This window comes from Mycobacteroides sp. H003 (genome assembly GCF_001440135.1).
GTDB lineage: Bacteria > Actinomycetota > Actinomycetes > Mycobacteriales > Mycobacteriaceae > Mycobacterium > Mycobacterium gwanakae.
Map to the genome: position 1 here is coordinate 520,560 of NZ_LJYL01000009.1, position 26,033 is coordinate 546,592.

Below are 26,033 nucleotides of genomic sequence, written 5' to 3' on the forward strand. Positions count from 1 at the left end.
CTTCCTTTCTCAGAGGGCGTCACGACGGCGGTAGATCTCGCCCGCGGCTGCGATAAGCCCGGTGCCGATGACAATGAGGACGAACATGGTCAACCACGGATACTCGACCGGCGCGCTGACCCGCATCACCGGTGAGAACTTCACAATCCAGGACGGCAGCTGCAGGATGCCTACGTACAGCATGCCCACGGAAAATGCCACCACAAGCCAGCCGATCCAGCTGTGCCGCAGTGCAACTGATAGGGCAGCGATACCGGCGATCACCAGCAGGGCGGGAATCTGTGCCAATGCGGCGAGCGTGAGACGCCACACCAAATCCGGATTGTGCAACGTGCTCGCCGCGCCCAGTCCACTGCCCAGACCGGCGATCAGCATGAGAATCGCACTGCCCACCAGTGTCACCGCGACCGCGGACAGTAGCCAGTTCCAGCGCGATACGGCACGCGCCAGTACGGCTTCGGCGATGCCGCTCTGTTCATCCTTGGCGAGCCTCATGATCGCCGACACCACGTACGCGGTGACCGCGATGGCGAGCACCTGGTTGAAGGTGGCGAAGATGCTGTCCAGGCCGTGCGCCTGGAACGCCCGGGTCAACAGCGGGTTGGTGTCAATCGAATCCCGCAGGCTCTTGGCCATCGACCCGAAGGCCATACCGCTCAGGAAGATTCCGACTCCCCATCCGGTGAGCAGCCCGCGTTGCAGTTGCAGGTTGAGTCCGAAGACGGACCTGATCTCGGGGGCATTGGCGTCCTCGCCACGTGAGGGCAGCACCCCCGCGTCGTATTGGCGGTGTCCTTCGAGCGCGTGCGCGGCGAGCATCAGGGCCACGGTGGTGCCCACCAGCAGCAGGAGGGGCCACCAACGCAGATCGACGAAGGGCCGCATCTGCTGGGCCCACGCCAGGGGCGAGAACCAACTCAGTCTGCTGCCCCTGTTGTCGATGATGTCGCCGAGCCCGCGGATCACGACGGCTGCTGCCAGGGATGCCATCGCGACACCGGTGGCGGCTCGGGAGGTGCGCCACAACTGGGAGGTGACCGCCGCGATACCGGCGAAAACCATGGAGGCTCCGGTGATTCCGAGACTGATTCCGAGACTGTCGGCGACATCGAATCCCGCGGCGGACAAAGCAATCGTCATGGCCAGGGCCAGAACGGCGTTCATCAGGCCCACCACGATGAGCGCCGCGTAGGTGCGTGCCTGGTGGCCGATGACCGCCGACATGACCAGCTCGGCACCGCCGGATTCCTCTTCGGCGCGGGTATGCCGGATGACCGTCAGGATGGACATGATCGCGGCGGCGGCGATCATGACGGTCATCAGTTCGTTGGCGACCATGACACCGATATCGGTTTCGTTGATGCCAAAGTTTGGCCCGCCCATGATGATTCCGGCGGGGGTCTTCATCATCGTGACCCGGGCCATCCGGTCGGCGGACGTCGGATACATCGACGCGAACGCCAGCGGGGTATAGGTCATCAGCAGTGTTAGCCAGCCGACCCACATGCAGATCCGGAGCCTGTCGCGGCGTAGTGCCAACAGGATCAGGGTTCCTGTGCCGGTCAACGGATGTTTCGGGGTACCGTCCGAAATCGGCTGACGCATGGGGAGCGTCGCGAAGTCGCTTCTCATCGCGGTACGCCCTGATACTCGCGCATGAAGAGCTCTTCAAGTGATGCCGGCGCCACGGTGAGGTCGACGATCCCGAGGCTTGCCAGCTGTTCCATGATGCGGTCCAGGTCGCTGCGATCCACCGTGAAGGAGGCCCGGTTGCCGCCGATCGTGAGGTCGCGCAACTGCGGAATCGATTTGAGGCCAGAGGGATTCGCCAGTGTGCGTACCGTCACCGAGGTCCGCATGACATGGCGCAGCTCGGCCAGGGAGCCGGACAACACCGCGCGTCCGGCGCGGACAATGGTCACCCGGTGGCACAGCTTCTCGACCTCGGCCAGGATGTGACTCGACAGCAACACCGCGCATCCGCGCGCGGCCACTTCGGCCACACACTCCTGGAAGACAGTCTCCATCAGCGGATCCAGGCCGGATGTCGGCTCGTCGAGTATGAACAGTTCGGCGTCGGAGCAGAACGACGCGATAAGCGCCACCTTCTGGCGGTTGCCCTTGGAATAGGTGCGTGCCTTCTTGGTGGGGTCGAGTTCGAAACGCTCGATGAGTTCGTTGCGCCTCGGTAGTGAAATATGTTCGGTGCCACGCATCCTGGTGAGGAAGTCAATCGCCTGCCCGCCGGTGAGGTTGGGCCACAGCGTGACGTCCCCGGGCACGTAGGCGATGAGCCGATGCAGATCCACGGCGTTGACCCACGGGTCGCCGCCGAGGAGCTGCACGGTGCCGGAGTCGGCGCGCAGCAGGCCCAGGAGTACTCGAATGGTGGTGGACTTTCCCGCGCCGTTGGGGCCGAGGAAGCCCGCCACCTCGCCGTGGGCGACCGACAGATCGAGCCCGTCGAGTGCCTTGGTCTTCCCGAATGACTTGGAGAGGCCGCGTATTTCGACCGCGAGGTTGGAATACATCACTTCGAGTCTCCTCCGTTGCGAGAGTTTTCCTGTTGTGCCGCAAACGCATCGAGCATGGTGGAGTCGGTCATGAGGCCTTCGGTGTAGACCTCGATAGCGGGGAAGATCAGCTCATCGGAGTAGCGGCGCAAGATCGTGCCCAGGTCGTCGTCGGGGTACATCTGTACGTAGATCGACAGCGCGCCTACGCCGTTCAAGGAGAGCCACAGCGCCCGGCCCTTGGGATCACGGCTCGGCTTGATGGTGCCCGCGCGGACTCCGTCGTCCAGATATGCCTCGGCGTTCTCGATGGAGTGCTGAAGAAACGCGCGGCCGGGCTCTCCGCCCGATTGCACACTGAGCAGCAGGTACCTAACCATCGGCGCGAACGTCTCGATCTCGTCGATGGCGTCGAGCCAGACCTTGGGGTCGTTGGAGGTCAGCGTGCGCGATTTCTCCGAGCGGATGTACTCCAGCAGGTATTCATCCACTGCCTGGCGGAGCCCGTCCTTGGATCCGTAGTGATGAATAACCAGTGCGGGGCTCACTCCCGCGGCTTCGGCGATCGCTCGCACGCTGGTGTTCAGCCCCTGTTCGCCCCACAACTTGATGGCGGCATCCCGGATGCGGGCGGCTGCGGTGAGATCATCGACTGAACGCATGTTTAGTACGTTAAACACACGTTCAGTCTGGCGTCAAGGATCTAGCCCGTGTCAGATGAAGGTTTTGACGAGAACGATGCGAAGGCGCCGCCGAAACGACGGTTTACGCGTCAGTCGCGGGTGGCAGCGAGCAGGCCGTCTCCCAGTGGGATCAGCACTGCGGTGAATCGGCCATCATCGGCGATGATGCGCGCGGCTTCGCGAACTCCAACCACATCGGGATCGTTGGCCGCGGGGTCGCCCGCGCGTCCGCCGGCGGACACCCCGTGGATCACTACTGCTCCGCCCGGGCGCAGCAACCGAATGCCACCGGCCAGGAACTCGGGTTGATCGGCCGGCGCGGCATCGATGACGAGCAGGTCGTACGACTCGTCGGCCAGTCGTGGCAAGACCTCCTGGGCGCGCCCACCGATCAGCCGGGTGCGGGACGGGGCGATGGCCGCCTCCGAAAAGGCCTGTTTGGCACTGCGCTGGTGCTCGGGCTCCAGATCAATGGTGGTCAGCACGCCGTCCTCGCGCATTCCGGAGAGCAGCCACAGGCCGCTGACCCCCGCGCCCGTCCCGACCTCGACGACGGCCTTGCCGCCGGAAAGGCGCGCGAAGACACTGAGAAGGGCGCCGACAGCGGGCGTTACCGGGCCCGCACCCAGGTCAACGGCACGTTCCCGGGCGGCGGCGACGATGTCGTCTTCGGAGATGGCGCCCTCGGCGTGGCTGACCATCGCCTCGACGCGGGATCGATCTGCGCTGCTGGTCACGATTCGATCCTGTCGAGTGGGAGGGGATCTGTCCCGCGACACGCCGAACTCATCAAGGATGTGACGGGTTTCTTGTCCCGGATCCCCCGGCGAGATCGGATCGAGACCGCATTCTCAGGAAGAGTTAAGTTAGCTCATAAGTGGCCCACACCTCGGTGATAGAAGGTCATTCACATGTCGCGATCCATCCTGAACGAGAGCCCGAGTGCCCCGCGCCTATCTGGGAATAACACCCGTGGCATCCGGGTTGAGCAGGCTGACAGCTTCCCCATTGGGGGTGAAGCCGCCACAACCGAACAGGAGGAACACGCGATTTCGCTTACGCGTATCAGCGAGTCGGCCGAATACACCGACTTCGTCGAGGCCATCGATCCCGCCGAACTATCCGGGACCGCAGTGTTCGATGCCACCGGAGACCAGGCAGCCATGCCGTCTTGGGATGAGCTGGTTCGTGAGCATGCCGACCGCGTGTACCGCCTGGCCTACCGCCTGTCGGGTAACCCGCAAGACGCTGAGGACCTGACTCAGGAGACCTTCATTCGGGTGTTCCGCTCGCTGCAGAACTACCAGCCCGGCACCTTCGAGGGGTGGTTGCACCGCATCACCACCAACCTGTTCCTCGACATGGTCCGCCGCCGTGGCCGCATTCGCATGGAGGCGCTGCCCGAGGATTACGACCGCGTCCCGGCGACCGACCCAGATCCCGAGCAGATCTATCACGACGCCCAGCTGGGCGCCGATTTGCAGGCCGCGCTGGACTCGTTGGCGCCGGAGTTCCGTGCCGCCGTGGTTCTGTGTGACATCGAAGGTCTGTCTTACGAGGAAATCGGCGCCACCCTGGATGTGAAACTCGGCACCGTCCGCAGCCGCATCCACCGCGGTCGCCAGGCCATCCGTGAGTATCTGGCTGCGCACTCCTCGACGTCCGCGCTCGCGGCCGCCGAGTAGCGCGCAACACCATTGGTGCAGGTTGGTACGCAATGAGTACATTCGCGCGCTATCTTCGAGTTAGGTCGGCACGAGTCCGCCGGCCCTACCGGACCGAAGGGAGCGTCGCCGTGGTGGATAGCGGCTCGTTCCGGCGAGCGTTCTCGAGCTTCTCGTCGTTCTCCCGGCTGCCGTCCCCATTCGCCTCGCAGAGCGAGGCGCCGGTGGGTGCTCCGCGCCAGTTCGGATCGACCGAGCATCTGTCCACTGAGGCGATAGCCGCGTTCGTGGATGGCGAGCTCCGGATGAGCGCGCACCTGCGAGCGGCGCACCACTTGTCGATGTGCGCCGAATGCGCGCTGGAGATCGACGCACAGCGCCAAGCACGCAGCGCACTGCGTGATTCCGGGGGCATCCGGGTACCGGTTTCGTTGCTCGGGTTGCTCAGCCAGATTCCGCACATCCCGCATGAGGCCGCACCGCCTTCAGCGTCTTCACATGAGGGCGACTTGCCACCCGCGTTAGCCAGTGATGAGGTGCGTCGTCGTCGTAAGCGCCGGTAGGGTGGGCCGGTGACCGCACATCAGGACACCGCCCCCCGGTTGGCGCCGCGCCCGGTTGACCGGCCGCCCGTCGATCCGGCTTCGCAGCGGGCTTTCGGCCGTCCTTCGGGGGTATCCGGTTCGTTCCAGGGGGCGGACAAGTACCGAGACCAGGGGGAGTACACACCGCGGGTGGGTCCGCCCGACCCCGTGTTGGCTCAGGCCTTCGGACGGCCCGATAACGCCACGACCTCCTTGCAGCGTCATCCCGCCGATGCCGGCAAGCTCAACGCCGTCGACGAGGGTCCGGATGCCGCTGAGGATCCGTGGCGCGACCCGACCGCGCAGGTGCAATTGGGCAGGCCCGCGGTCACCAAGGCACCCGTCGCGCTCGACGGCACGCCCGCCCCGAAGCTGGGCGTCCGCGAGGTCCTTTTCGGCGGACGGGTTTCCATCCCGGCGCTGGCCGTCCTTGCGGCGATCGCGCTGCTGATCGGCCTGGTCGGCGGCATCGTGGGCCGCAAGACGGCCGAGGTGGTGCAGGCCTTCACCACCTCGAAGGTCACCTTGACCACCGACGACAGCACCCAGCCCGATGAGTCACGCTTCACGGCGGTCGCCAACGCTGTCAAAAGTGCGGTGGTGACCATCGAGGCCAGCTCGGACGATGAGGTAGCGCAGGGTTCGGGGGTTGTCATCGACCCCAAGGGTTATGTCATCACCAACAATCACGTGATCTCCGATGCCGCGAAGAACCCCGGCAAGTTCAAGATCGAAGTCATCTTCAACGACAGCAAGAAGGTGCCCGCCAATCTTGTGGGTCGTGATCCCAAGACTGACATTGCGGTGCTGAAGGTGGATAACGTCGACAACCTGACCGTGGCCCGTCTGGGCGACTCGGACAAGGTCGCCGTCGGTGCCGAGGTCATTGCCTTCGGTTCACCGCTGGGTCTGCGTAGCACGGTGACCAGCGGCATCATCAGCGCACTGCACCGTCCGGTGCCGCTCTCGGGCGAGGGCAGCGATACCGACACCGTGATCGACGCGCTTCAGACCGATGCCGCCATCAACCACGGAAACTCCGGTGGCCCGCTCATCGATATGAAGTCTCAGGTGATCGGGATCAACACGGCCGGAAAGTCGTTGAGCGACAGCTCAAGTGGCCTCGGATTCGCCATCCCGATCAACGAGGCTGCCGAGGTCGCGCAGTCGCTGATCCGTGACGGCAAGATCGTGCACGCGACGCTGGGTATCAGCAGCCGCACGGTGAGCAACGCGACCGCTACCGGCGCCGAGGTGGCCAACGTCAAGGCCGGCAGCCCCGCCGAAAAGGGCGGCATGCTGGAGAACGATGTCGTGGTCAAGGTGGGTAACCGGACGGTGGCCGATGCTGATGAGTTCGTGGTCGCGGTGCGGCAGCTGAAGATTGGACAGGAAGCCACCATTACGGTGCTGCGTCAGGGCCGTCCCGTCGAGCTCAAAGTTACTCCCGGCCCCGACGGTTCCTGATGTTCGGCAGTGTCGGCTGGGGGGAGCTGTTGGTCCTGCTGGTCGTGGGACTCGTGGTGCTTGGTCCCGAGCGGTTGCCGGGGGCGATCCAGTGGACCACTGAGTCGCTGCGCAAGGTCCGTGACTACGCCAGTGGTGCGACGGCCTCACTGCGTGAGGAGCTTGGGCCGGAGTTCGATGACGTGCGCAAGCCGCTCGCCGAGCTGCAGAAGCTGCGCGGTATGACGCCACGTGCCGTCATTACCAAACACCTTCTGGACGGCGATGATTCGGTGCTCGATTCGTTGACCAAGCCGCTTGAAGACGTGAAGAAGGCGGTCTCGGAGCCGGCCCCCACGCCCGTCGCCAACCCTGATCTCACCACCAAGCCTGGGGATCCGGGCCCGACCCGCTACGACGCCGACGCGACCTAATTGCGCCGTGCGGTGTCGATGTTCAGCGACATGCCCGCCAGTCCGCGGCTACGTGTCGAGAGCTTGTCCGCGACCGCCCGAAGTGCCTGGCCCGCAGCCGAATCCGGCTGACTGAGCACGATGGGCAGCCCGTCGTCGCCGCCCTCACGTACCGCTGGGTCCAGTGGAATCTGGCCGAGCAGTGGCACTTTCGTTCCCACCACCCTGGTCAGGCTTTCGGCGACGGTGTCGCCGCCGCCGGATCCGAATACCTCCATGCGGGTGCCGTCGGGCAGCACCAGCCAGGACATGTTCTCCACGACGCCGACGATGCGCTGACGTGTCTGGGTCGCGATCGCTCCCGCGCGCTCGGCCACCTCGGCGGCGGCCTGCTGCGGGGTGGTGACCACCAGAATCTCGGCACCGGGAATGAGCTGCGCCACCGAGATCGCCACGTCGCCGGTGCCCGGCGGCAGATCCAGCAGCAGCACGTCCAGGTCTCCCCAGAACACGTCGGCCAGGAACTGCTGCAGGGCGCGATGCAGCATTGGCCCGCGCCACACCACCGGGGTGTTGCCCTGGGTGAACTGGGCGATGGAGATGACCTTCACGTCGTGGGCGACCGGGGGCAGGATCATCCGTTCCACCTGAGTGGGGCGATCCGAGGTGCCCATCATGCGCGGTACCGAGTGGCCATAGATATCGGCGTCGAGCAGCCCGACCGAGAGCCCCTTGGCTGCCATTGCCGCCGCGAGGTTGACGGTCACACTGGACTTTCCGACACCGCCCTTTCCCGACGCCACCGCGTACACCCGGGTAAGCGATCCGGGCTGAGCGAAGGGAATGACGGGCTCGGCGCTATCGCCACGCAACTGCTTGCGCAACTCGGTGCGCTGCTCGTCGTTCATCACATCCAGCAGCACGCGCACGGTACCTACGCCGTCGACGTCTGCGGCGGCCTGGGTTACTCGTTCGGCGATCTCCGCCTTCTTCGGGCATCCGGAGGTGGTGAGGTAGATCCCGATCTCGACGTTGTGGGCGTCGTCGAAGGTGATGTCCTTGACCATCCCCAATTCAGTGATGGGGCGGCGAAGTTCGGGATCGATAACCCCGGCGAGTGCACTGCGCACGGCCGTGGTGAGCTCGGATGTCACTACCCGAGTCTAGGGCGTGCGGTTTACGGCTTTGGCGCTGCCGGTCCCGGTGCTGGTCCGGGGGCCGGCCCGAGCTCCACTGGCGGCGGGGGCGGAGCGAACGGGTTGAACGGCTGCGGGGCCGGTGCAAACGGGTTGAAGGGTTCAGCCGGCGGTGGTGCGAACGGGTTGAAAGGCTCGGCCGGCGGTGGTGGCGGTGCACAGAAGAACACGCACGGTGCCTGGGGCGCCTCGGGCGCCGGCGTGACGGCGGGGGGTGGGCCCACGACACCGACCCGGTCCGGTGTCAGCGGGGTGAGGATCGGCAGCTGGGCCAGCGGGTCGTTGGGGGACAGTCCGGCGACGTCGGTCGCCGAGCCCGGCCCAAGCCCGCGTGACTCGCCGCCGCCCAGGTGAGCCTTGCGCTCGGGTGCGACATCGGCGGCGGTCAGCGGTGGCAGGTTGAGCGGGATGACCCCGGTGGCGTAACCAGCGGCCCAGGCGAGCACGTTCTGTGCGTAGGCCACCGAATTGTTGTAGCGCAGGATGGACGACATCACCTGCGCGCGATCCCGCAAATTCAATCCGCCGCTGCATAAATAGCGGGCGGCGGCCAGGCTCGCGTCGAAGACGTTCTGTGGATCGGCCTTTCCGTCGCCGTCACCGTCAGAGGCGTAGTGGTTCCATGTGCTCGGCAGGAACTGCATGGGGCCCATGGCCCGGACGTACACCTGTGCACCTTGGGTGCGGCTCTGCTCGTGGTCGACGATGACTTCGTTGCCCGGAAGACTCCCATCCAGGCTCGGGCCATAGATGGGACGCACCACGCGGCCTTTGATATCGGTGGCGCCGTTGTTGGCATGCCCTGATTCGATGCGGCCGATGCCCGCCAGCAGGTTCCAGCTCACCCCGCAACCGGGTGCGGCTTTGGCCATCATCCGTTCGGCGTTTTGGTAGGCGTCCAATGCGATCTTCGGGATACCAAGTCCCCCGGGGGCCATGACGATTCCCGGTGGCGGCGGTGCGATCGCGGCGCTCGGCGCGACACGGTACTGCGTCGGCGGGCGCATCACGGTCACCAGATTCAGCGGGCCCATTTCCGCCTGCTCGGCGACGGCGGAGGCCAGCGGGACCGGAACGGGTACGACGGCCTGCCCGCTGACTTGCGCGCCACTGGCCGCCACGGCAGAGCCAACGACCACCAGGGCGCTCAGTCCGCCCACCCGGAGCCAGGGCACCGGTGCGCCTGCAACGCGGAGCACCGCATCACGGGCATGCTTGACCGACGACGCAACCCAACCCGGAAGCTCCACTGCGCCCCTATCTCTCGGGCCCTCGCTTTTTCGCTGTGGTCCCAATCTGCCGGCACCCATTCTGACGTATGCAGTCGTGACGGATGTGACCGATGTGAACCGGAGCAACCATACCGGCGAGATGTCGGTCCGGTTGCAAAATGGGCAAACCCCAGCGAATTTCGGATCCCCGACGAATCTTCCCTGACCATGGCGAGTTCGGTCCGGGCACGCTACGGAAAATGGGCGAGTGGCTATCTCGGGCCACAGAGATCGCGATTAGTCTGACTTACAGTCAGTATCTGGACGTAAAAGTAATCAATTGATAGCGTTGCAGCATGACCGCTTCACCAGATGTCGCCGTCCGCTGGGAGCTCGGCTCCGATCGTCCCCGCGAGGATTACGGATTCTTCGGACCGGACTCACCGACGTGGAAGGTGTGGACCAGCCCCACCGCGCTTATCGGCTTTCAGCGCTCGGTGGTGCTCGAGCACTTCGAGCCCCACCTGGCCGCCGCCGTGGCCGATTCGGCGGGCATCTATCGGGATCCGCGCGGGCGGATGGATGGAACCCTCGCCTACTTCCTCATCGTCGCGACCGCCGATTCGCGAACCGCCGTCGAGGCCTCCGAACACCTGCAGAAGGTTCACGCTCGCTCCAAAGGCACCGACCCGGTGACCGGCAAGCGGTACAGCGCCAATGATCCGGCCTCGCAGCTCTGGATCCACGTCACCGGCTGGCATTCGGTGCTCAAGTGCTACGAGATGTTCGGTCCCGGGCCGCTGAGCCAGGCCGAGGAGGACCGCTACTGGTCCGAGTGTGTGATCGCCGCCGAGCTGCAGACCGTCAATCCGGCCGACGTTCCCCGATCCCGTGACGAGGTGCGTCAGTACTTCGCCCAGATGCGTCCGGCGCTGTGTACCTCCGAGCGGGCACAGCACGCGATGCACTACCTGCTGCGCACCCCGCGGTCGGGCAGCAATCTGCGGTTCTGGGCAGTCAGCCGGATGATGGCCCCGGCGACCATCGCGACACTGCCGCGGTGGATGCGGGAGCTGGGCCAATTCGATCAGCCGGGAATCGTCGACGCCGCGTACCGGCCCTTGGTGTCGGCAGCCATGTCGATCGCCAGCGTTCCCGCGGTGGAAGACTCCATCGCGCGATTCGCCAAGCTGCCGATGACGGCAACGACCCTGCGTGACTTCCACGCGGGCAAGACGCCCGTGCGCCCCGTCACTCTCACTCCCGCCGAAGCCAAGGAGCGGTACGGGAGGCGCGCCACCGCATAATGCGGCGCTTTACGCTGGCTAGTTGTGACAGCTCCCACCTACCGTCCGCGCCGCACCACCCTGGCCGTTCCGGGCAGCAGCCAGAAGATGATCGACAAGGCGAAAACCCTTCCCGCGGACGAGATCTTCCTCGACCTCGAGGACGCCGTGGCGGCACCGGCCAAGGTGGAGGCACGTCAGCGCATCGTCGATGCCCTCAATGCGCCGGGATGGTCCGGCCAGCTGCGATCGGTGCGCGTCAATGACTGGACCACCGAGTGGACCTACGCGGATGTGGTGGAGGTTGTCACGCGAGCCGGCGGCAACATCGACAACATTCTGCTGCCCAAGGTGGTGGACGCATCGCATGTGACGGCATTGGATCTGCTGCTGAGCCAGGTTGAGCGTTCACGGGGTCTCGAGGTGGGCGCGATCGGCATCCAGGCGCAGATCGAGAACGCCGAAGGACTCACCAACATCGATGCGATCGCATCGGCGAGCCCGCGGGTGCAGTCGCTGGTCTTCGGCCCCGCCGACTTCATGGCCAGCCTCGGCATGCGCACCCTGGTCGTCGGGGAGCAGCCGCCGGGCTATGACGGCGAGGCGTATCACCACGTGCTGATGACCATCCTGGTCGCCGCGCGTACCCATGGCATCGACGCCATCGACGGCCCCTATCTCAAGGTGCGCGACGTCGATGCCTTTCGTGTTGCGGCCGGTCGTTCGGCCGCGCTGGGCTTTGACGGCAAGTGGGTGCTGCACCCCGCACAGGTTGAGGCCGGCAACGAGATCTTCAGCCCACGCCAGGAGGACTACGACAGGGCCGAACTCATCCTCGACGCCTACGAGTGGCACACCTCGGTGGCAGGCGGCGCACGTGGCGCGGTGATGCTCGGGGACGAGATGATCGACGAGGCCAGCCGCAAGATGGCCCTGGTGATCGCAGGCAAAGGCCGCGCTGCGGGTATGACGCGACAGGCGCCCCCGTTCGAGCCCCCGGCGGGCTAGTACGAACTCGAACTGCCGCCCGAAGCGATGCCGATGATCATGATCAGCACCCAGAACACGATCACCGCGGCACCGATGATGATCCCGGCGATGGCGACACCCTTGCCGTCCTGCGGGGAGTTCTTCAGCTGATTGAGCGCGATGAAGCCCATGATGACTCCGGCAATCGATCCGATGCCGCAGAAGACGCCGACGATCGACGCGATCAACGAACCGATGGCCAGCGGGTTGGTGCCGCCACCGGTCTGCCCGTAGGCGCCGTATCCGTACGGGTCGGCGTATCCGGGTGCCGGATATCCGGGATAACCACCGGCAGTGGGATAACCCGGCGGCGGGTATGGGCCCGGCTGTCCCGACTGATACGGCTGTCCCGACTGATACGGCGGATACGTCTGGCCATATTGCGGATATGCCGGCGGTGCCGTCGGATACGGAGGCGGAGCCGTGGGATAGGCGGGAGGAGTGGTCGGATAGGCCGGGTAGGACGGGGGAGGCCCGGGCGTCTCCCACGCCGGGGGAATGCTCGGAGGCACCTGGCTGGCCGAGGACGCGGCATCGGCCGGCGGCGCGGACTGCTCCAGGGACGGATACTCGTATCCGGACGAGGCGTCGGGGCCGGTGCCGGAGGGTTCGTTGCCCGGGGTAGTCATGGCGCAAACCTAGCGTATCGAGGGCGTTTCTGGCCGCGCTGCGGGCGGAAAGTCGCAGGTCGCGGTCAAAGGGGCACCATCTGGTGCGGTCGGGCGTTAAATGGGTGCTAGCTAGCGCGTTACCGTGCATCACCGACTTCTGCAGGAGGACCGAACTCGTGGGACAACCGCTCACACCCGGGCAACCACAGCGCTCGACGTCACCGCGTTCCCCGTTGTCTTCGTCCCTGTCTTTGCCGACGCCACCGCAGGGTTGGCCCATCGGCTCGTACCCGACGTACGCGGAGGCTCAGCGCGCCGTCGACTACCTGTCCGATCAGCAATTCCCGGTCGAGAACGTCACCATCGTCGGCGTGAACTTGATGCAGGTCGAACGGGTGACCGGCCGATTGTCGTGGCCCAAGGTACTCGGCGGGGGCATGCTCAGCGGAGCGTGGCTGGGCCTGTTCATCGGCCTGGTGCTGGGGATGTTCAGCACCAATCTGGCCGGCTCGCTCGTCGTGGGACTTACCGTCGGATTGGTGTTCGGATTGGTCACCGCCGCGGTGCCCTACGCGATGACGAGGGGCACAAGGGATTTCGCATCAACCATGCAGCTTGTCGCGGGTCGCTATGACGTGCTGTGCGAGCCGGCGCAGGCAGAGGCCGCGCGCGACATGCTGGCCAAACTAGCTATCTGAGACTGCTCGGCGGTGAGCCGTATGGCGTTGGCCTGCGGCGTTGCCCGCGCCCCGGGTGGTGGGACGCGCGCACCGAACATGTTGCATGTCACCTGGTTTTAGCTCTACGGTTGCCGCGCGGGACGGGTGTGCCCGCCGTACCGGCACACGGAGGTGCCGAGACGCGTCAACGAACCAGGAGGCGGTCGTGTTGGAGTCGTCGGCCGGATGGTTCCGACGGAAGGGTGTGGCGCTGGGCGTCACGTGCCTGACGCTGGCTTCGCTGACGGGATGCGCCCGCTCCGACGACGGGGTCGTCATCCGCTTCTACACCCCGGCCAGTGAGGCCGGGACCTTCACGGCCGCCGCGCAACGATGCAATAAGGAACTGGGTGGGCGGTTCACCATCCGGCAGGTGAGCCTTCCGAAGCGGGCCGACGAGCAACGGCTGCAGCTGGCTCGCCGATTGACCGGTAACGATCGCACCCTGGACCTGATGGGCATGGACGTGGTGTGGACCGCGGAGTTCGCCGAAGCGGGTTGGGCGCTACCGCTTTCGGACGATCCGGCGGGTGTCACCGATGCCAACGCCCAGCGCGACACTCTCGCGGGCCCGCTGGCCAGCGCCCGCTGGAAGGACAAGCTGTACGCCGCCCCGTTGAGTACCAACACCCAGCTGCTCTGGTACCGCAAGGACTTGGTTCCGGAACCGCCCGAGACGTGGGAGCAGACGGTGCAGGAAGCCGAGGGCTTCGCGCGATCTGGCGGACCTAGCTGGATTGCGTTGCAGGGCAAGCAGTACGAGGGCCTGGTGGTGTTGTTCAACACCCTGCTGGTCAGCGCGGGCGGCTCAGTGCTGGGCGAGGACGGCAAGCGAGTCACCTTGACCGATACCCCGGAGCATCGCGCCGCCACGGTCACCGCCCTGCGGATCATCAAATCGATCGCGACGGCCGATGGTGCCGACCCTTCGATTACCCAGACCGATGAGGGCACAGCGCGTTTGGCCTTTGAACAAGGTAAGGCCGCCTTTGAGATCAATTGGCCGTTCGTGATGGCCAGCATGATGGAGAACGCGATCAAGGGTGGAGTTCCATTTCTGCGCCTGGATCGGCGCCCAGACCTGACCGGTGCGATCGCCGGTGCTGGCCGCTTCGAACCGAACGATGAGCAGTTCACGGCCGCGTACGAGGCAGCCAGTGCGGCACTGGGTTTCGCGCCCTTCCCGTCGGCGGTCGCGGGCCAGCCCGCCAGGGTCACCATCGGTGGGCTGAACATCGCGGTCGCCAAGACAACGCGCTACAGGGCGCAGGCCTTCGAGGCATTGAACTGCCTGCGCAGCCGCGAGAACCAGAAGGCGACGGCAATCGAGGGCGGCCTACCCGCGGTGGACTCATCCCTCTATGACGATCCCGAATTCCAGGCCAAGTACCCCGCATACGCGATCATCCGCGAGCAGCTCGCCAACGCCGCGGTGCGTCCGGCCTCCCCGTACTACCAAGCCATCTCGACGAGAGTCTCCGCTGCGCTGGCCCCGATCACCGGAATCGATCCCGAGCGCACCGCCGATCTGCTCGCCGATCAGGTGCAGAAGGCCGTGGACGGACGGGGGCTGATCCCGTGACCGGTTCGGGTGTCAAAGGGGCCGCCTCGGCGGGGAAGAAGGCCGAGCGGCGTCTCGGTCTCTTACTCATCGCACCGGCAGCGCTTCTCATGCTCGCGGTTACCGCATACCCCATCTGCTATGCCATCTGGCTCAGCCTGCAGAAGTACAGCCTGGCCAGCCCGCAGGACCGCAAGTTGGTGTGGTTCGACAACTACGTCACGGTGCTGACCGATAGATACTGGTGGAGCGCCCTGGTGGTCACACTGGTGATCACGGTGATTTCGGTGGTCATCGAGCTCGTACTCGGCCTGACCCTCGCGCTGGTGATGCATCGAACGATATTCGGGAAGGGTCTGGTGCGCACTGCCGTGCTGATCCCCTACGGAATCGTCACCGTCGCAGCGTCTTACAGCTGGTACTACGCGTGGACTCCGGGTACGGGATATCTGGCGAATCTTCTTCCGTCGGGTAGTGCGCCACTGACGCAACAGATTCCGTCGCTGGCGGTGGTGATCTTGGCGGAGGTGTGGAAGACCACGCCGTTCATGGCTCTGCTGTTGCTGGCCGGCTTGGCGCTCGTCCCAGACGACTTATTGAAGGCCGCCCAGGTCGACGGTGCCAACGGCTGGAGCAGACTGATCCGCGTCACCATCCCGATCATGAAACCGGCGATTCTTGTGGCGCTGCTGTTCCGAACCTTGGACGCCTTCCGGATTTTCGACAACATCTACGTGCTGACCGGCGGCAGCAACAACACGGGGTCGGTGTCGATTCTGGGGTACGACAACTTGTTCAAGGCCTTCAATGTCGGGCTTGGTTCGGCGATCAGTGTCCTGATCTTCCTGTGTGTGGCCATCATCGCGTTCATCTTCATCAAGGTTTTCGGTGCCGCGGCCCCGGCGGCCGATGACGAAGGGGCAAGACGGTGAGCCGCACAACGCCCTCGCGCGCTGCGGGCTGGGTGATCGCCGACGTGTTGGTGCTGTGCTACGCGCTGGTACCGGTGCTGTGGGTGTTGAGCCTGTCGCTCAAACCCACCTCGACGGTCAAGGATGGCAAGTTCTTCCCATGGCCGGTGACGCTCGATAACTACCGCAGCATCTTCAACGGAAACGTGTTCACCTCGGCACTGGTGAACTCCATCGGCATTGGGCTCATCGCGACATTGATCGCCGTCAGCGTCGGCACCATGGCCGCGTACGCGGTGGCGCGACTGGACTTTCCGGGGAAGAAGGCCCTCGTCGGCGCGGCCCTGCTCATCGCGATGTTCCCGCAGATCTCGTTGGTGACGCCGATCTTCAACATCGAGCGCTCGGTCGGCCTGTTCGACACCTGGCCAGGACTGATCATCCCGTACATCACCTTCGCGTTACCCCTGGCCATCTACACACTGTCGGCGTTCTTCCGCGAGATCCCTTGGGAATTGGAGAAGGCCGCCAAGATGGATGGAGCCACACCGGCACAGGCCTTCTGGAAGGTCATCGCACCGTTGGCCACACCGGGCATTGTCACGTCCGCGATCCTGGTCTTCATCTTCGCCTGGAACGACCTGCTGCTGGCGATCTCGCTGACAGCCACGGACCGATCCATCACGGCCCCGGTCGCCATCGCGAACTTCACCGGCAGTTCGCAATTCGAGGAGCCCACCGGGTCGATTGCCGCGGGCGCCATCGTCATCACGGTGCCGATCATCATCTTCGTGCTCATATTCCAACGACGGATCGTTGCCGGACTGACCTCCGGTGCAGTGAAGGGTTAGCGATGGCTGAGATTGTGCTGGACCAGGTGTCCAAGACGTACGCGGACGGTTCCGCGGCGGTGCAGGACGTCAGCCTGAATATCGCCGACGGCGAGTTCATCATCCTGGTCGGGCCATCGGGGTGCGGTAAGTCCACGACGTTGAACATGATCGCCGGACTCGAGGACATCTCCTCGGGCGAGCTCACCATTGCCGGTGAGCGGGTCAACGAGAAGGCGCCCAAGGATCGCGATATCGCCATGGTGTTTCAGTCGTACGCGCTGTACCCGCATATGACTGTGCGCCAGAACATTGCCTTCCCGCTGACCCTGACCAAGATGAGCAAGGCCGACGTGAACGCAAAGGTCGAAGAGGCCGCGAAGATCCTGGATCTGACCGACTATCTGGATCGCAAGCCCGCCAACCTCTCCGGCGGACAGCGGCAGCGGGTGGCGATGGGCCGCGCGATCGTCCGCAGTCCGAAGGCATTTCTCATGGACGAGCCGTTGTCCAATCTGGATGCCAAACTGCGGGTGCAGATGCGCACCGAGATAGCGCGGCTGCAAAAACGGTTGGGCACCACCACCGTCTACGTCACGCATGATCAGACCGAGGCGATGACGCTCGGTGATCGGGTGGTGGTCCTGCGCGCCGGAAAGGTGCAGCAGGTCGGCGCTCCCCAGGAGCTTTACGACACCCCGGCCAACCTGTTCGTCGCCGGTTTCATCGGATCCCCGGCCATGAACTTCTTCCCGGCGACGCTTACCGATATCGGAGTGCAGCTGCCGTTCGGTGAGGTGACACTCGAGGCGAGCGTCTACGCCAACGTTTCCGCCAAGAAGGCCGGCGTTTTGGGCAGCGACGTGATCGTGGGGATTCGGCCCGAGCAGTTCGAGGACGCCGCGTTGGTCGACACCTACAAGCGGATCACCGGACTGACGCTCACGGTGAATGCCGACCTGGTGGAGTCGCTGGGCTCGGACAAGTACGTGCACTTCACCACCGAAGGCGGCGCGGCTCATTCGGATGAGCTGGCCGAACTCGCCCAGGAGGCGGGCGTGGCTGGGGCAGACGAAAACGAATTTGTGGCAAGGCTTTCCGCGGCATCCAAGGTCGTGGAGGGTCAGCCCGTCGAGCTGATCATCGACACCGGCAAGCTGGTGATATTCGATGCCGCATCCGGGGAGAACATTTCACTGCCCGGCAATGACACTGCCGGGCAGTGACCGGCCCGGGGATGAATTCGGACGAGATCGTCCGTCACGTACGCGCCCATCTGGCCGATCACTTCACGGGTATCGGTGCGGGCGAGCCGGATTCGGCCTCAGTCACCTTTCTGGGGTCTGAACCCTATGAGCTGTTGCGCTATGGTCCCGATGATGCCGGGGTATCGCATTTCGTCTCCGTGGGAGCCTCGCGCTATCCCATGGCAGACCCGGGGGAGATGCTGACTTCAGAGGAGCTGGGTCCGCGCGCCGAAGTGCTGATCAGTTTGCGCGGCAATGTCTTTCCCGGCCTGGCCCGATCTCTTGCGGTGCTAGCCGCCTCGCCGGCGGTAGAGGGGCTGGTGCTCACCGAGGACGCGCTGGTCGATCTGGGCCAGCCGCTCTGGGATGATCCGGCACGGCAGGCGTACACGGCGGTACTGCTGCAGAACGGTGATATCCCGGATCTCCTGTTGCCCGAACCGCTCTCGCCGGTGCGTTTTCTGGTGGCCGTGCCCATCACGGCCAACGAAGCGGCCTGGGTGCGGCTCAAGGGCGCCGATGCGTTGAGGGACGCATGGCTACAGGCCGATATCGATGTGAAGGACCCGTCGCGCGCCCACGCGCAGCCGAGCTAGCGCGCTACAGCCACCCGTTCTTCCGGAAGTTCCGGTACAGCAGCGTGCATACGACGACCATGACGAGCAGCACGATCGGGTAGGCGGCCGGCTCGGCCAGCTCGGGCATGTGCTCGAAGTTCATGCCGTAGATCCCGGCGAGCATGGTCGGAAACGCGGCGATGCCCACCCAGGCGCTGATCTTGCGCATGTCGGTGTTCTGCTGCATGGCCACCTTGCCCAGGGCCGCATTCACCAGGGAGGTGAGCATCTCGTCGTAGCTTCCGATCTGATCGGCGGCGTGGCTCTGATGATCGAGCACGTCACGCAGATATCGCCGGACTTCCTTGGTGATCAGGTCGTTGTGGTCCTGGGTGAGCTTGCTGAGCGCTCCCGTGAGCGGGCTGATCGCGCGGCGCAACTCCACCACTTCACGCTTGAGCATGTAGATGTGTTCGATATCGGTGCTGGATCGGGGCGAGAAGACGTTCTGCTCCATCGCATCGATATCGGTTTCGACGAGGTCGGAGACCTCCATATACGAGTCGACCACGCGATCGGCGATGGCATGCATGACGGCATACGGGCCCAACCGCATGTGGTCGGGATCGGAATCCATCTGGGCGCGCACCTTCGCCAACCCGCTGTGGTCGCCGTGGCGCACCGTCACCACGAAGTCGCCGCCCACGAAAATCATGATCTCGCCGGTCTCCACGATCTCGCGGGCCGAGGAGATTGATTCGTGTTCAACGTAATTCACGGTCTTGAGAATCAAGAACAGGGTGTCGTCGTACCGCTCGAGCTTGGGACGGTTGTGCGCATGCACGGCATCCTCGACGGCCAGCCGGTGTAGTCCGAACGGCTGAGCGACCGCCTCCATCTGATGTTCGTCGGGTTCGTGCAGCCCCACCCAGACGAACCCGCGGTCCAGCGAGCGCACCTTTTCCAGCGCAGCGGTGGGCGTGTACTTGCCCGGCAGCCGGACCCCGTCGACGTACACGCCACAGTCGACAATGGCGCGGGCGAGAGGGACCGGGATGCGTTTGGCATCGGTCTCGGGTTCACGGCCGCGGATAGGTGAACGCAACGACGACGGATTGACCGACGGAAATCGCGCCATGATGTGGGCTCCCTGCTCGCAACCAATCGTTCTGCGGAACCGTTCCGCGAGATGGTAACCCGCGAGCCTGTGGGACCGCCTGGGACACTGAAATCGTGACATTCGATATTGCGGTGTTCACCTCAGTGTTCATCACCCTGGTCGTCATCATGGATCCCCCCGGTGCGGTACCGGTGTTTCTGTCGCTGACGGGCCGGCAGCCCGCCGCCGAACGACATCGTGCCGCCTGGCAGGCGCCGGCGGTCTCGTTGACCGTCATCTCGATGTTCGCGATCGGCGGGCAGGCGATCCTGACCTATCTACATATAGGTGTGCCCGCGCTGCAGGGTGCCGGCGGCCTGCTGCTGCTCATCACGGGCCTATCTCTGTTGATGGGCGGCGCCACCAGCCAGAACGCCGATAGCGGCGTCAACGTGGCGCTTGTCCCGCTGGGCACCCCGCTGATGGCGGGACCGGGAGCCATCGCGGCGACCATCATCGCGGTCCGTCAGGCGCAGGGGCAGGTGGGCACCTATCTGGCCATCGCCGCCGCGATCCTGTGCGTGCACGTGGTGCTGTATCTGACGCTGAGGTTCTCTACGGTGCTGATCAGAGTGCTGCGGGAGGGCGGGATCATGCTCTTGGCCCGGGTCGCAGGCTTGTTATTGGCCGCCATCGCGGTGCAGATGATCGCCGAGTCGGTGCGCGGATTCGTGGCAGGCGCGTAACGGGCCGCTCACAGTTCCAGAGTCGCCAGGAGTGACTTTCGTGGGGGCCAGTAGTCTCACCGCTGTGACCGCATCCGACGTTGTCGTGACAGATGAAGAGATTTTCGAAGCACATATCGACGGGAAGCTGTCGGTAGAGCTCAAGTCGCCGCTAGACACACAGCGCGCACTGTCGATCGCCTACACCCCGGGTGTTGCGCAGGTATCGCGGGCCATTGCCGCCGACGCCAGCCTGGCCAAGAAGTACACCTGGGCTCATCGCCTGGTCGCGGTCGTCAGCGACGGCAGCGCGGTGCTCGGTCTCGGTGATATCGGTCCTTCGGCGTCGCTGCCCGTCATGGAGGGCAAGAGCGCGTTGTTCAAGACCTTCGCAGGGCTCAACTCCATCCCGATCGTGCTCGACACCAAGGATCCCGACGAGATCGTCGAGACGCTGATCCGCCTGCGCCCCACCTTTGGTGCGGTCAATCTGGAGGACATCTCGGCGCCGCGCTGTTTCGAAATCGAGCGGCGCGTGATCGAGGCGCTGGACTGTCCGGTGATGCACGACGACCAGCACGGCACCGCCATCGTGGTGTTGGCGGCACTCATGGGGGCATCGCGGGTGTTGGGCCGCGATCAGAAGTCACTCAAGGTGGTGATCTCCGGTGCGGGTGCGGCCGGCGTCGCATGCGCCAACATCCTGCTGGCCGACGGCATTACCGACGTGACGGTGCTGGACTCGAAGGGCATCGTGCATTCCAGTCGCGATGACCTCAACGAGTTCAAGGCAGACCTTGCCGCACGCACCAACCCGCGCGGTCTTACCGGCGGACAGGCCGAGGCGCTCGCGGGTGCCGATGTGTTCCTGGGTGTTTCGGCAGGAAAGGTCGACGAGTCGCTCATCGCGACCATGGCAGACGAGAGCATCGTCTTCGCGTGCTCCAATCCCGACCCCGAGATTCACCCGCACGTGGCCGCCAAGTACGCCGCGATTGTCGCGACCGGGCGCAGCGACTTCCCGAACCAGATCAACAACGTCCTGGCCTTCCCCGGTGTGTTCCGTGGGGCACTGGACGCCGAGGCCACCAAGATCACCGAGCGGATGAAAGTGGCTGCGGCCGAAGCAATCTTCTCGGTGGTGGAACCTGACCTGGCGCCGAACAAGATTGTGCCGAGCCCGCTCGATCCGCGCGTCGGACCCGCCGTGGCCGCCGCGGTCCAGGCTGTCGCGCACGAGAGCGACTAGCCCTCTAGCCGTCGATGTTCAAGGTTCGCGCGTGGATAGCGGGGCTGCTGGCTGCAGTGTCGGTACTCGCCGCGTGCTCGGACAATCGTGGTCCCGCACCGTATTTGACGGTGGTGACCACGAATGACCCGCAGTATCGGGTGCTTGCGCACATCTATGCCGCAGTGGTGAAGGCGACCGGTATCGATACCAAGGTGCGTGAGAGTGCCGATCCGGTAGCCGAATTGGATACCGGTATCGCGAGCGTCGCACCCGGATTCACTGGGCGGCTGCTACGGCAGTTCGCGCCACAGCAGCGGGCCAGCGGTGACGAAGAGGTCACGTATAAGGCCATGATCGCCGCCCTGCCCGCCGGTGTGGCAGCCGCCGATTACGGGACTGCCGAAGATCGTCCGGCGCTGGCGGTGGCGACGTCTCCGAGCGCCTCGTCCAAACCGACATTGAAGGCCCTGGTTCGGCATTGCGATCAACTGGCGCGTGGCGGACAGGTAGGGCAGGGGACGGCGCCGGTGCCGCGCGTCGGTCCGTGTGAGACCGGCACTCCCCGCCAGTTCGCCAGCGCTGGTGAGCTTTTCGCGGCACTGAAGCGCACCGACATCGCGGTGGCATGGACCAGCACGGCCAGTCCGAGCCTGCCTGTCGACGGGGTCACCCTGCTCGACGATGAGTCCGAGTGGCTTCCGGCCAACAGTGTGGTGCCGTTGTACCGGAGAAACGAGTTGACCGAGCCACAAGTGTTGTCGCTCAACAAGGTTGCCGGTGAGCTGACCACCGGAGACTTGGCGGCGATGACCCGGGAGGTTGCGGGCGGCGCAGATCCTCAGCGCGTGGTGGACACCTGGCTCAACGATCACCAGATTTTGCTGCGTTGATGACCGCGACGCTGTGACCTGCGATAACGCCGCAGGCAATCAGATTGTGACTTGACCCGAATATTTGACACGTGGTACCCAAGTGTCACTATGGCGATCCCACTGGGCCCCAATGTTGCGGCCACAGCACCTGTACGTGGCACTGAGCTGTACCCGGGCGACCTGCCCGGATTGCGGCTACCGAACGGAGTGGAGGGCTGGGCGCGGCCCGAGCTGGCTCCCGTGGTCCGAACCTTCGAGTGGATGTTCACCAAGTACCGCCTCGGCGGCGGTGGCCTCTGCGTCTATGTCGACGGTGAACCGGCATTGGACATCTGGGCCGGTGCGGCTGCTGCGGGGCAGGGCTGGACACGGGACACCGGAGCGCTTGTCTTCTCGGCGTCGAAGGGTATCGCGGCCACCGTCATCCACCGTCTGGTCGACCGGGGCCTACTCGCCTATGACGCCCCGGTTGCGCGTTACTGGCCGGAGTTCGGCGCCAACCGTAAGTCGTCGATCACCGTGCGCCAGGTTCTCGACCATCGCGCCGGACTGTCCCGGTTGGACGGGATCGCGCGCCATGCGGAGGAAGTCGCCGACCACGAGCTCATGGAACAGCGTCTGGCCGCGGCGCCGGTCGACAAGTTCTACGGCAGACGCGCGTATCACGCGCTCACCTTCGGGTGGCTGCTTGCGGGCCTGGCCCGGTCGGTCACCGGCAAGGACATGCGTGAGCTGTTTCGCACCGAGATCGCCGAGCCGCTCGGGGTCGAGGGGATACACCTCGGACGTCCACCGCGGACCTCGTCGACCAAGGCCGCCTCGATGTACCCATTCCTGGATCCGGTGGCCACCCAGCCCGTGGTGGGCCGGGTGCTGCCGACAGTCATCCGTGCCATCGATCGTCTTCCCGGTTTCGAGGGTGCGATCGGCACGATGTACGAGCCCGGAATGGAACGGATCCTCGCCGACGACGGCACCCTGAGTTCAGCGCTGTACGACATGCAGGCACCGGCGGCCAATGCGGTCGCGACGGCACCGGCGCTCGCCAAGATGTACGCAGCCCTGGCAGGCGGTGGCACTGTCGAGGGCCGCGAGTTCCTTTCGCCGGAAACTGTTGCCGGGCTTGCTCGTAGAATCAATCTGAGCATCGACCGCACCATCGTGTTCCCCATGGGCATGCACCTGGGATACATGTCGCTGCCTATGAATGGATTCCGCGGCGGATTCGGCCACATCGGGCTCGGTGGCTCCATGGGATGGGCCGACCCCAAGCGCAAGATCGCTGTCGGCCTCGCGCATAACCGGCTGCCACTGACCATGGCTCTCGATCAGATCTCGTTTGCGTTCTTGTGGCCGCAGATCGTCAAGGCCGTCGGCTGAGATCGTGAAGTGCCCCCAATCGTCGAGCGTCGATTGGGTATCTGTCCTGACATCTGATTCATCACCCTTGTCTTGACGCCAAGTACCTGGTACTCACTGTTACTTATGGCACAACCTCACGGCCTCGACGACGCGGTCCCGGAATCACCGTTACCCACCCCCTTCGCCTATCCGCCGCTGGAACGCGGTGTGGAGCTGCCGCCGGGGGTGAACGGCTGGGCGCGCCCCGAGTTCCGAGGGGTGGTGCGCGTCTTCTCGCTTGCCTTCACCCGGTACCGCGTGGGCGGTGGCGCGATCTGTGTGTACGTGGACGGCGAGCCCGTACTGGATCTGTGGGCCGGTCAGGCGCAGAAGGGGCAGGCCTGGACGCGCGATACGGCGCCGGTGATCTTTTCGGCGTCCAAGGGAGTTACCGCCACCATCATCCACAAGCTGGTGGACCGCGGACTGCTGGAGTACAACGCCCCGGTCGCCCGGTACTGGCCCGAGTTCGCCGCCCACGGCAAGGGCGCGATCACGGTCGACGAGATCCTGTCGCATACGGCAGGGTTGTCGCGGCTGACGGGTATCGCGCACAACTACGAGGAGATGTTCGACCCGGATCTGATGGCCGACCGGTTGGCCGCGGCGCCCGTCGACAGATATTTCGGCAAGCCCGCCTACCATGCGTTGTCCATCGGCTGGCTCATGGGACGGCTTGCCAAGGCCGTCACCGGTAAGGACCTCGAAGAGCTGTACCGCACCGAACTGGCCGAGCCGCTGGGCGTCGACGGTATCCACATGGGTAGGCCGCCCAAAGATGCGCCGTCCGAATCAGCCGCGCTCACACCGCATTTGGACAGGGTCGCACGGTCCGGCTTTATCCGTCGGACGGCTCCGCCGGTCATGGGGATGCTCGACAGGATGCCCGGGGCCAAGGGGGCGGCCTCCACGCTGTACCAGCCGGGTGCCGAGATGCTGCTGGCCGACGACGGGCACGCGAGTGCTCCCGTGATGGATCTGCGGTGCGGCGCCGGCAGCGCCTGCTGTACCGCACCCGCGTTGGCCAAGCTTTACGCGGCCCTGGCGGGTGACGGGAGCGTTGACGGAACACGGTTGCTCTCGCCCGATGTCGCCCAGGGCCTCGGACGCAAGAACAGCTACCAGATAGACCACACGCTCGGGATACCGATGGGCTGGCACCGTGGGTACCACTCCCTGGTGGCGCCGATCATCGGTGGCGGCTTCGGGCATATCGGCGCGGGTGGCTCCTTCGGCTGGGCCGATCAGAAACGCAACATCTCCGTCGCCATCGTGCACAACCGGCTGCCCACCACCATGGTCTTTGACCAGACCATCATCGGCACCTTCTTGCCGTCGATCATCCGCGCGGCGCGCTAGCCGACACGGATGATCGACCCGGGTCGTTACTTCCCGGGCTTGGGCATGATGAAGCCCGTCACCAGCGAGAAGATGTCCTGGTAGCGGGAGCCGGTCACGCGTACGACCAGGTCCAGGATCTTGGCGTCGGGTCCGACGAGCACCCGTGGCTTCTTCTTGCGGACGGCGGTCAGGATGATGCGGGCCGCGGCCTCGGGGCTGGTGTTCGCGAGGTACTTGTCGAACATCGCGGCCATCGCCTGCTGGTCGTAACCCTCTGCGGTGGTGGAGTTGCGCGCGATGGCGGTCTTGATGCCACCGGGGTGCACACAGGTGACCGCGACCGGCTTCTTGCCGATGATCATCTCCTGGCGCAGTGATTCGGTGAAGCCGCGCACCGCGAACTTGGCCGAGTTGTAAGCACTTTGACCCGGCATGGACAGCACGCCGAACAGGCTGGAAACGTTGACGACGTGACCGTCGCCGGAGGCGATCAGGTGCGGCAGGAAGGCCTTGGTGCCGTTGACCACGCCCCAGAAGTCGACGTCGATGATCCGCTCGATGTCCTTGAACTGGCTTTCCTCTACCTCGCCCTGGTAGGCGATGCCGGCGTTGTTGTAGATCTGGTTGACCTTGCCGAAGTGCTCCTTGATGGCATCGGCGTAGAGCAGGAAGGCTTCGCGCTCAACGACATTGAGGCGATCGGCGCGAACATCCGCGCCCAGGGCCTTGACCTGGCGTTCGGTCTCTGCCAGGCCTTCGGCGTCGACATCGCTGATGGCCACCTTGGCGCCCGAGCGCGCGAGTTCCACCGCCAGTGCACGTCCGATTCCCGAACCCGCACCGGTCACCACGGCCACCTTGCCGCTGAAGCCTTCCATAGATGTCTCCTTGTTAGACGACTGT

Annotated in this window: 26 protein-coding genes; 17 read left to right on the forward strand and 9 right to left on the reverse strand. The window is 65.0% G+C overall.

Annotated features, from left to right (window positions below; translation table 11 throughout):
- Positions 1-9 precede the first annotated feature (9 nt).
- The 4 genes from AOT87_RS02900 to AOT87_RS02915 form a co-directional block, all read right to left on the reverse strand.
- Positions 10-1,632 carry an ABC transporter gene (locus tag AOT87_RS02900; protein ID WP_081343200.1) on the reverse strand — a complete coding sequence of 541 codons (1,623 nt, stop codon included), beginning with the start codon at positions 1,630-1,632 and terminating at the stop codon, positions 10-12.
- On the reverse strand, positions 1,629-2,534 hold the full coding sequence (locus AOT87_RS02905) for an ABC transporter ATP-binding protein (RefSeq protein WP_057968213.1): 906 nt from the start codon (positions 2,532-2,534) through the stop codon (positions 1,629-1,631). The genes AOT87_RS02900 and AOT87_RS02905 overlap by 4 nt, the downstream gene beginning before the upstream one ends.
- The gene (locus AOT87_RS02910; protein WP_057968214.1) at positions 2,531-3,175 is read right to left on the reverse strand and encodes a TetR family transcriptional regulator; all 645 of its coding nucleotides are present in this window, start codon (positions 3,173-3,175) and stop codon (positions 2,531-2,533) included. Before AOT87_RS02910 ends, AOT87_RS02905 begins: the two co-directional genes overlap by 4 nt.
- Before the next feature lie 110 nt (positions 3,176-3,285).
- On the reverse strand, positions 3,286-3,933 hold the full coding sequence (locus AOT87_RS02915; protein ID WP_070925942.1) for an O-methyltransferase: 648 nt from the start codon (positions 3,931-3,933) through the stop codon (positions 3,286-3,288).
- Between the two features lie 174 nt (positions 3,934-4,107).
- Between AOT87_RS02915 and sigE the strand changes: the two genes are divergently transcribed.
- From sigE to tatB, 4 genes are all read left to right on the forward strand, one after another.
- Positions 4,108-4,881 carry an RNA polymerase sigma factor SigE gene (sigE, locus tag AOT87_RS02920; RefSeq protein ID WP_057968215.1) on the forward strand — a complete coding sequence of 258 codons (774 nt, stop codon included), beginning with the start codon at positions 4,108-4,110 and terminating at the stop codon, positions 4,879-4,881.
- A gap of 110 nt (positions 4,882-4,991) precedes the next feature.
- A complete protein-coding gene (gene rseA / locus AOT87_RS02925; protein ID WP_101312697.1) occupies positions 4,992-5,423 on the forward strand; it encodes an anti-sigma E factor RseA in 432 nt (143 codons plus the stop codon).
- A 9-nt stretch (positions 5,424-5,432) separates the two neighbouring features.
- Positions 5,433-6,911: a trypsin-like peptidase domain-containing protein gene (locus AOT87_RS02930; RefSeq protein ID WP_057963883.1), complete on the forward strand. Its 1,479-nt coding sequence runs from the start codon at positions 5,433-5,435 to the stop codon at positions 6,909-6,911.
- On the forward strand, positions 6,911-7,324 hold the full coding sequence (tatB, locus tag AOT87_RS02935) for a Sec-independent protein translocase protein TatB (RefSeq protein WP_057968216.1): 414 nt from the start codon (positions 6,911-6,913) through the stop codon (positions 7,322-7,324). Before AOT87_RS02930 ends, tatB begins: the two co-directional genes overlap by 1 nt.
- On the opposite strand, the gene AOT87_RS02940 is transcribed toward tatB, so the two are convergent.
- Together AOT87_RS02940 and AOT87_RS02945 are read right to left on the reverse strand one after the other, a co-directional pair.
- A complete protein-coding gene (locus AOT87_RS02940) occupies positions 7,321-8,457 on the reverse strand; it encodes an Mrp/NBP35 family ATP-binding protein (RefSeq protein ID WP_101312698.1) in 1,137 nt (378 codons plus the stop codon). The genes tatB and AOT87_RS02940 overlap by 4 nt on opposite strands.
- A 23-nt stretch (positions 8,458-8,480) precedes the next feature.
- On the reverse strand, positions 8,481-9,749 hold the full coding sequence (locus AOT87_RS02945; RefSeq protein WP_057968217.1) for a lytic murein transglycosylase: 1,269 nt from the start codon (positions 9,747-9,749) through the stop codon (positions 8,481-8,483).
- Positions 9,750-10,066: 317 nt separating this feature from the next.
- On the opposite strand from AOT87_RS02945, the gene AOT87_RS02950 reads away from it, so the two are divergent.
- Both AOT87_RS02950 and AOT87_RS02955 read left to right on the forward strand, forming a co-directional pair.
- Entirely contained in the window at positions 10,067-11,017 is a 951-nt protein-coding gene (locus AOT87_RS02950; protein ID WP_057968218.1) for an oxygenase MpaB family protein, read from the forward strand.
- Between the two features lie 24 nt (positions 11,018-11,041).
- On the forward strand, positions 11,042-12,004 hold the full coding sequence (locus tag AOT87_RS02955) for a CoA ester lyase (RefSeq protein ID WP_057968219.1): 963 nt from the start codon (positions 11,042-11,044) through the stop codon (positions 12,002-12,004).
- Here AOT87_RS02955 and AOT87_RS02960 read toward each other — a convergent pair.
- The gene (locus tag AOT87_RS02960; protein WP_057963885.1) at positions 12,001-12,654 is read right to left on the reverse strand and encodes a DUF4190 domain-containing protein; all 654 of its coding nucleotides are present in this window, start codon (positions 12,652-12,654) and stop codon (positions 12,001-12,003) included. The two genes, AOT87_RS02955 and AOT87_RS02960, sit on opposite strands and share 4 nt — an antisense overlap.
- Positions 12,655-12,812: 158 nt before the next feature.
- Between AOT87_RS02960 and AOT87_RS02965 the strand changes: the two genes are divergently transcribed.
- The 6 genes from AOT87_RS02965 (at position 12,813) to AOT87_RS02990 (ending at position 18,500) form a co-directional block, all read left to right on the forward strand.
- A complete protein-coding gene (locus AOT87_RS02965) occupies positions 12,813-13,334 on the forward strand; it encodes a general stress protein (protein WP_030094813.1) in 522 nt (173 codons plus the stop codon).
- A gap of 187 nt (positions 13,335-13,521) precedes the next feature.
- On the forward strand, positions 13,522-14,937 hold the full coding sequence (locus AOT87_RS02970; protein WP_057968220.1) for an ABC transporter substrate-binding protein: 1,416 nt from the start codon (positions 13,522-13,524) through the stop codon (positions 14,935-14,937).
- Complete coding sequence (locus tag AOT87_RS02975) at positions 14,934-15,848, forward strand: sugar ABC transporter permease (protein WP_057963887.1); 915 nt, start codon at positions 14,934-14,936, stop codon at positions 15,846-15,848. The genes AOT87_RS02970 and AOT87_RS02975 overlap by 4 nt, the downstream gene beginning before the upstream one ends.
- Positions 15,845-16,678 carry a carbohydrate ABC transporter permease gene (locus AOT87_RS02980; protein WP_057968221.1) on the forward strand — a complete coding sequence of 278 codons (834 nt, stop codon included), beginning with the start codon at positions 15,845-15,847 and terminating at the stop codon, positions 16,676-16,678. The genes AOT87_RS02975 and AOT87_RS02980 overlap by 4 nt, the downstream gene beginning before the upstream one ends.
- 2 nt (positions 16,679-16,680) lie before the next feature.
- Positions 16,681-17,883 carry a sn-glycerol-3-phosphate ABC transporter ATP-binding protein UgpC gene (ugpC, locus tag AOT87_RS02985; RefSeq protein ID WP_057968222.1) on the forward strand — a complete coding sequence of 401 codons (1,203 nt, stop codon included), beginning with the start codon at positions 16,681-16,683 and terminating at the stop codon, positions 17,881-17,883.
- An 11-nt stretch (positions 17,884-17,894) separates the two neighbouring features.
- On the forward strand, positions 17,895-18,500 hold the full coding sequence (locus AOT87_RS02990) for a suppressor of fused domain protein (RefSeq protein ID WP_030094818.1): 606 nt from the start codon (positions 17,895-17,897) through the stop codon (positions 18,498-18,500).
- Between the two features lie 4 nt (positions 18,501-18,504).
- Here the strand turns inward: AOT87_RS02990 and corA are convergent, their stop codons facing one another.
- A complete protein-coding gene (gene corA / locus AOT87_RS02995; protein WP_030094819.1) occupies positions 18,505-19,599 on the reverse strand; it encodes a magnesium/cobalt transporter CorA in 1,095 nt (364 codons plus the stop codon).
- Between the two features lie 95 nt (positions 19,600-19,694).
- Here corA and AOT87_RS03000 point away from each other — a divergent pair, with 95 nt between their 5' ends.
- The 5 genes from AOT87_RS03000 (at position 19,695) to AOT87_RS03020 (ending at position 25,148) form a co-directional block, all read left to right on the forward strand.
- Complete coding sequence (locus tag AOT87_RS03000) at positions 19,695-20,306, forward strand: MarC family protein (RefSeq protein WP_030094820.1); 612 nt, start codon at positions 19,695-19,697, stop codon at positions 20,304-20,306.
- 85 nt (positions 20,307-20,391) lie between these two features.
- A complete protein-coding gene (locus AOT87_RS03005) occupies positions 20,392-21,534 on the forward strand; it encodes an NADP-dependent malic enzyme (protein ID WP_030094821.1) in 1,143 nt (380 codons plus the stop codon).
- A 14-nt stretch (positions 21,535-21,548) separates the two neighbouring features.
- Complete coding sequence (locus AOT87_RS03010; protein ID WP_057969621.1) at positions 21,549-22,406, forward strand: glycine betaine ABC transporter substrate-binding protein; 858 nt, start codon at positions 21,549-21,551, stop codon at positions 22,404-22,406.
- A gap of 90 nt (positions 22,407-22,496) precedes the next feature.
- Positions 22,497-23,768, forward strand: a complete 1,272-nt coding sequence (locus tag AOT87_RS03015; protein WP_057967693.1) for a serine hydrolase domain-containing protein — start codon at positions 22,497-22,499, stop codon at positions 23,766-23,768.
- Between the two features lie 105 nt (positions 23,769-23,873).
- Complete coding sequence (locus AOT87_RS03020) at positions 23,874-25,148, forward strand: serine hydrolase domain-containing protein (RefSeq protein ID WP_057967694.1); 1,275 nt, start codon at positions 23,874-23,876, stop codon at positions 25,146-25,148.
- Between the two features lie 26 nt (positions 25,149-25,174).
- Here AOT87_RS03020 and AOT87_RS03025 read toward each other — a convergent pair whose 3' ends face one another.
- Positions 25,175-26,008, reverse strand: a complete 834-nt coding sequence (locus AOT87_RS03025) for an SDR family NAD(P)-dependent oxidoreductase (protein WP_057967695.1) — start codon at positions 26,006-26,008, stop codon at positions 25,175-25,177.
- Positions 26,009-26,033 lie beyond the last annotated feature (25 nt).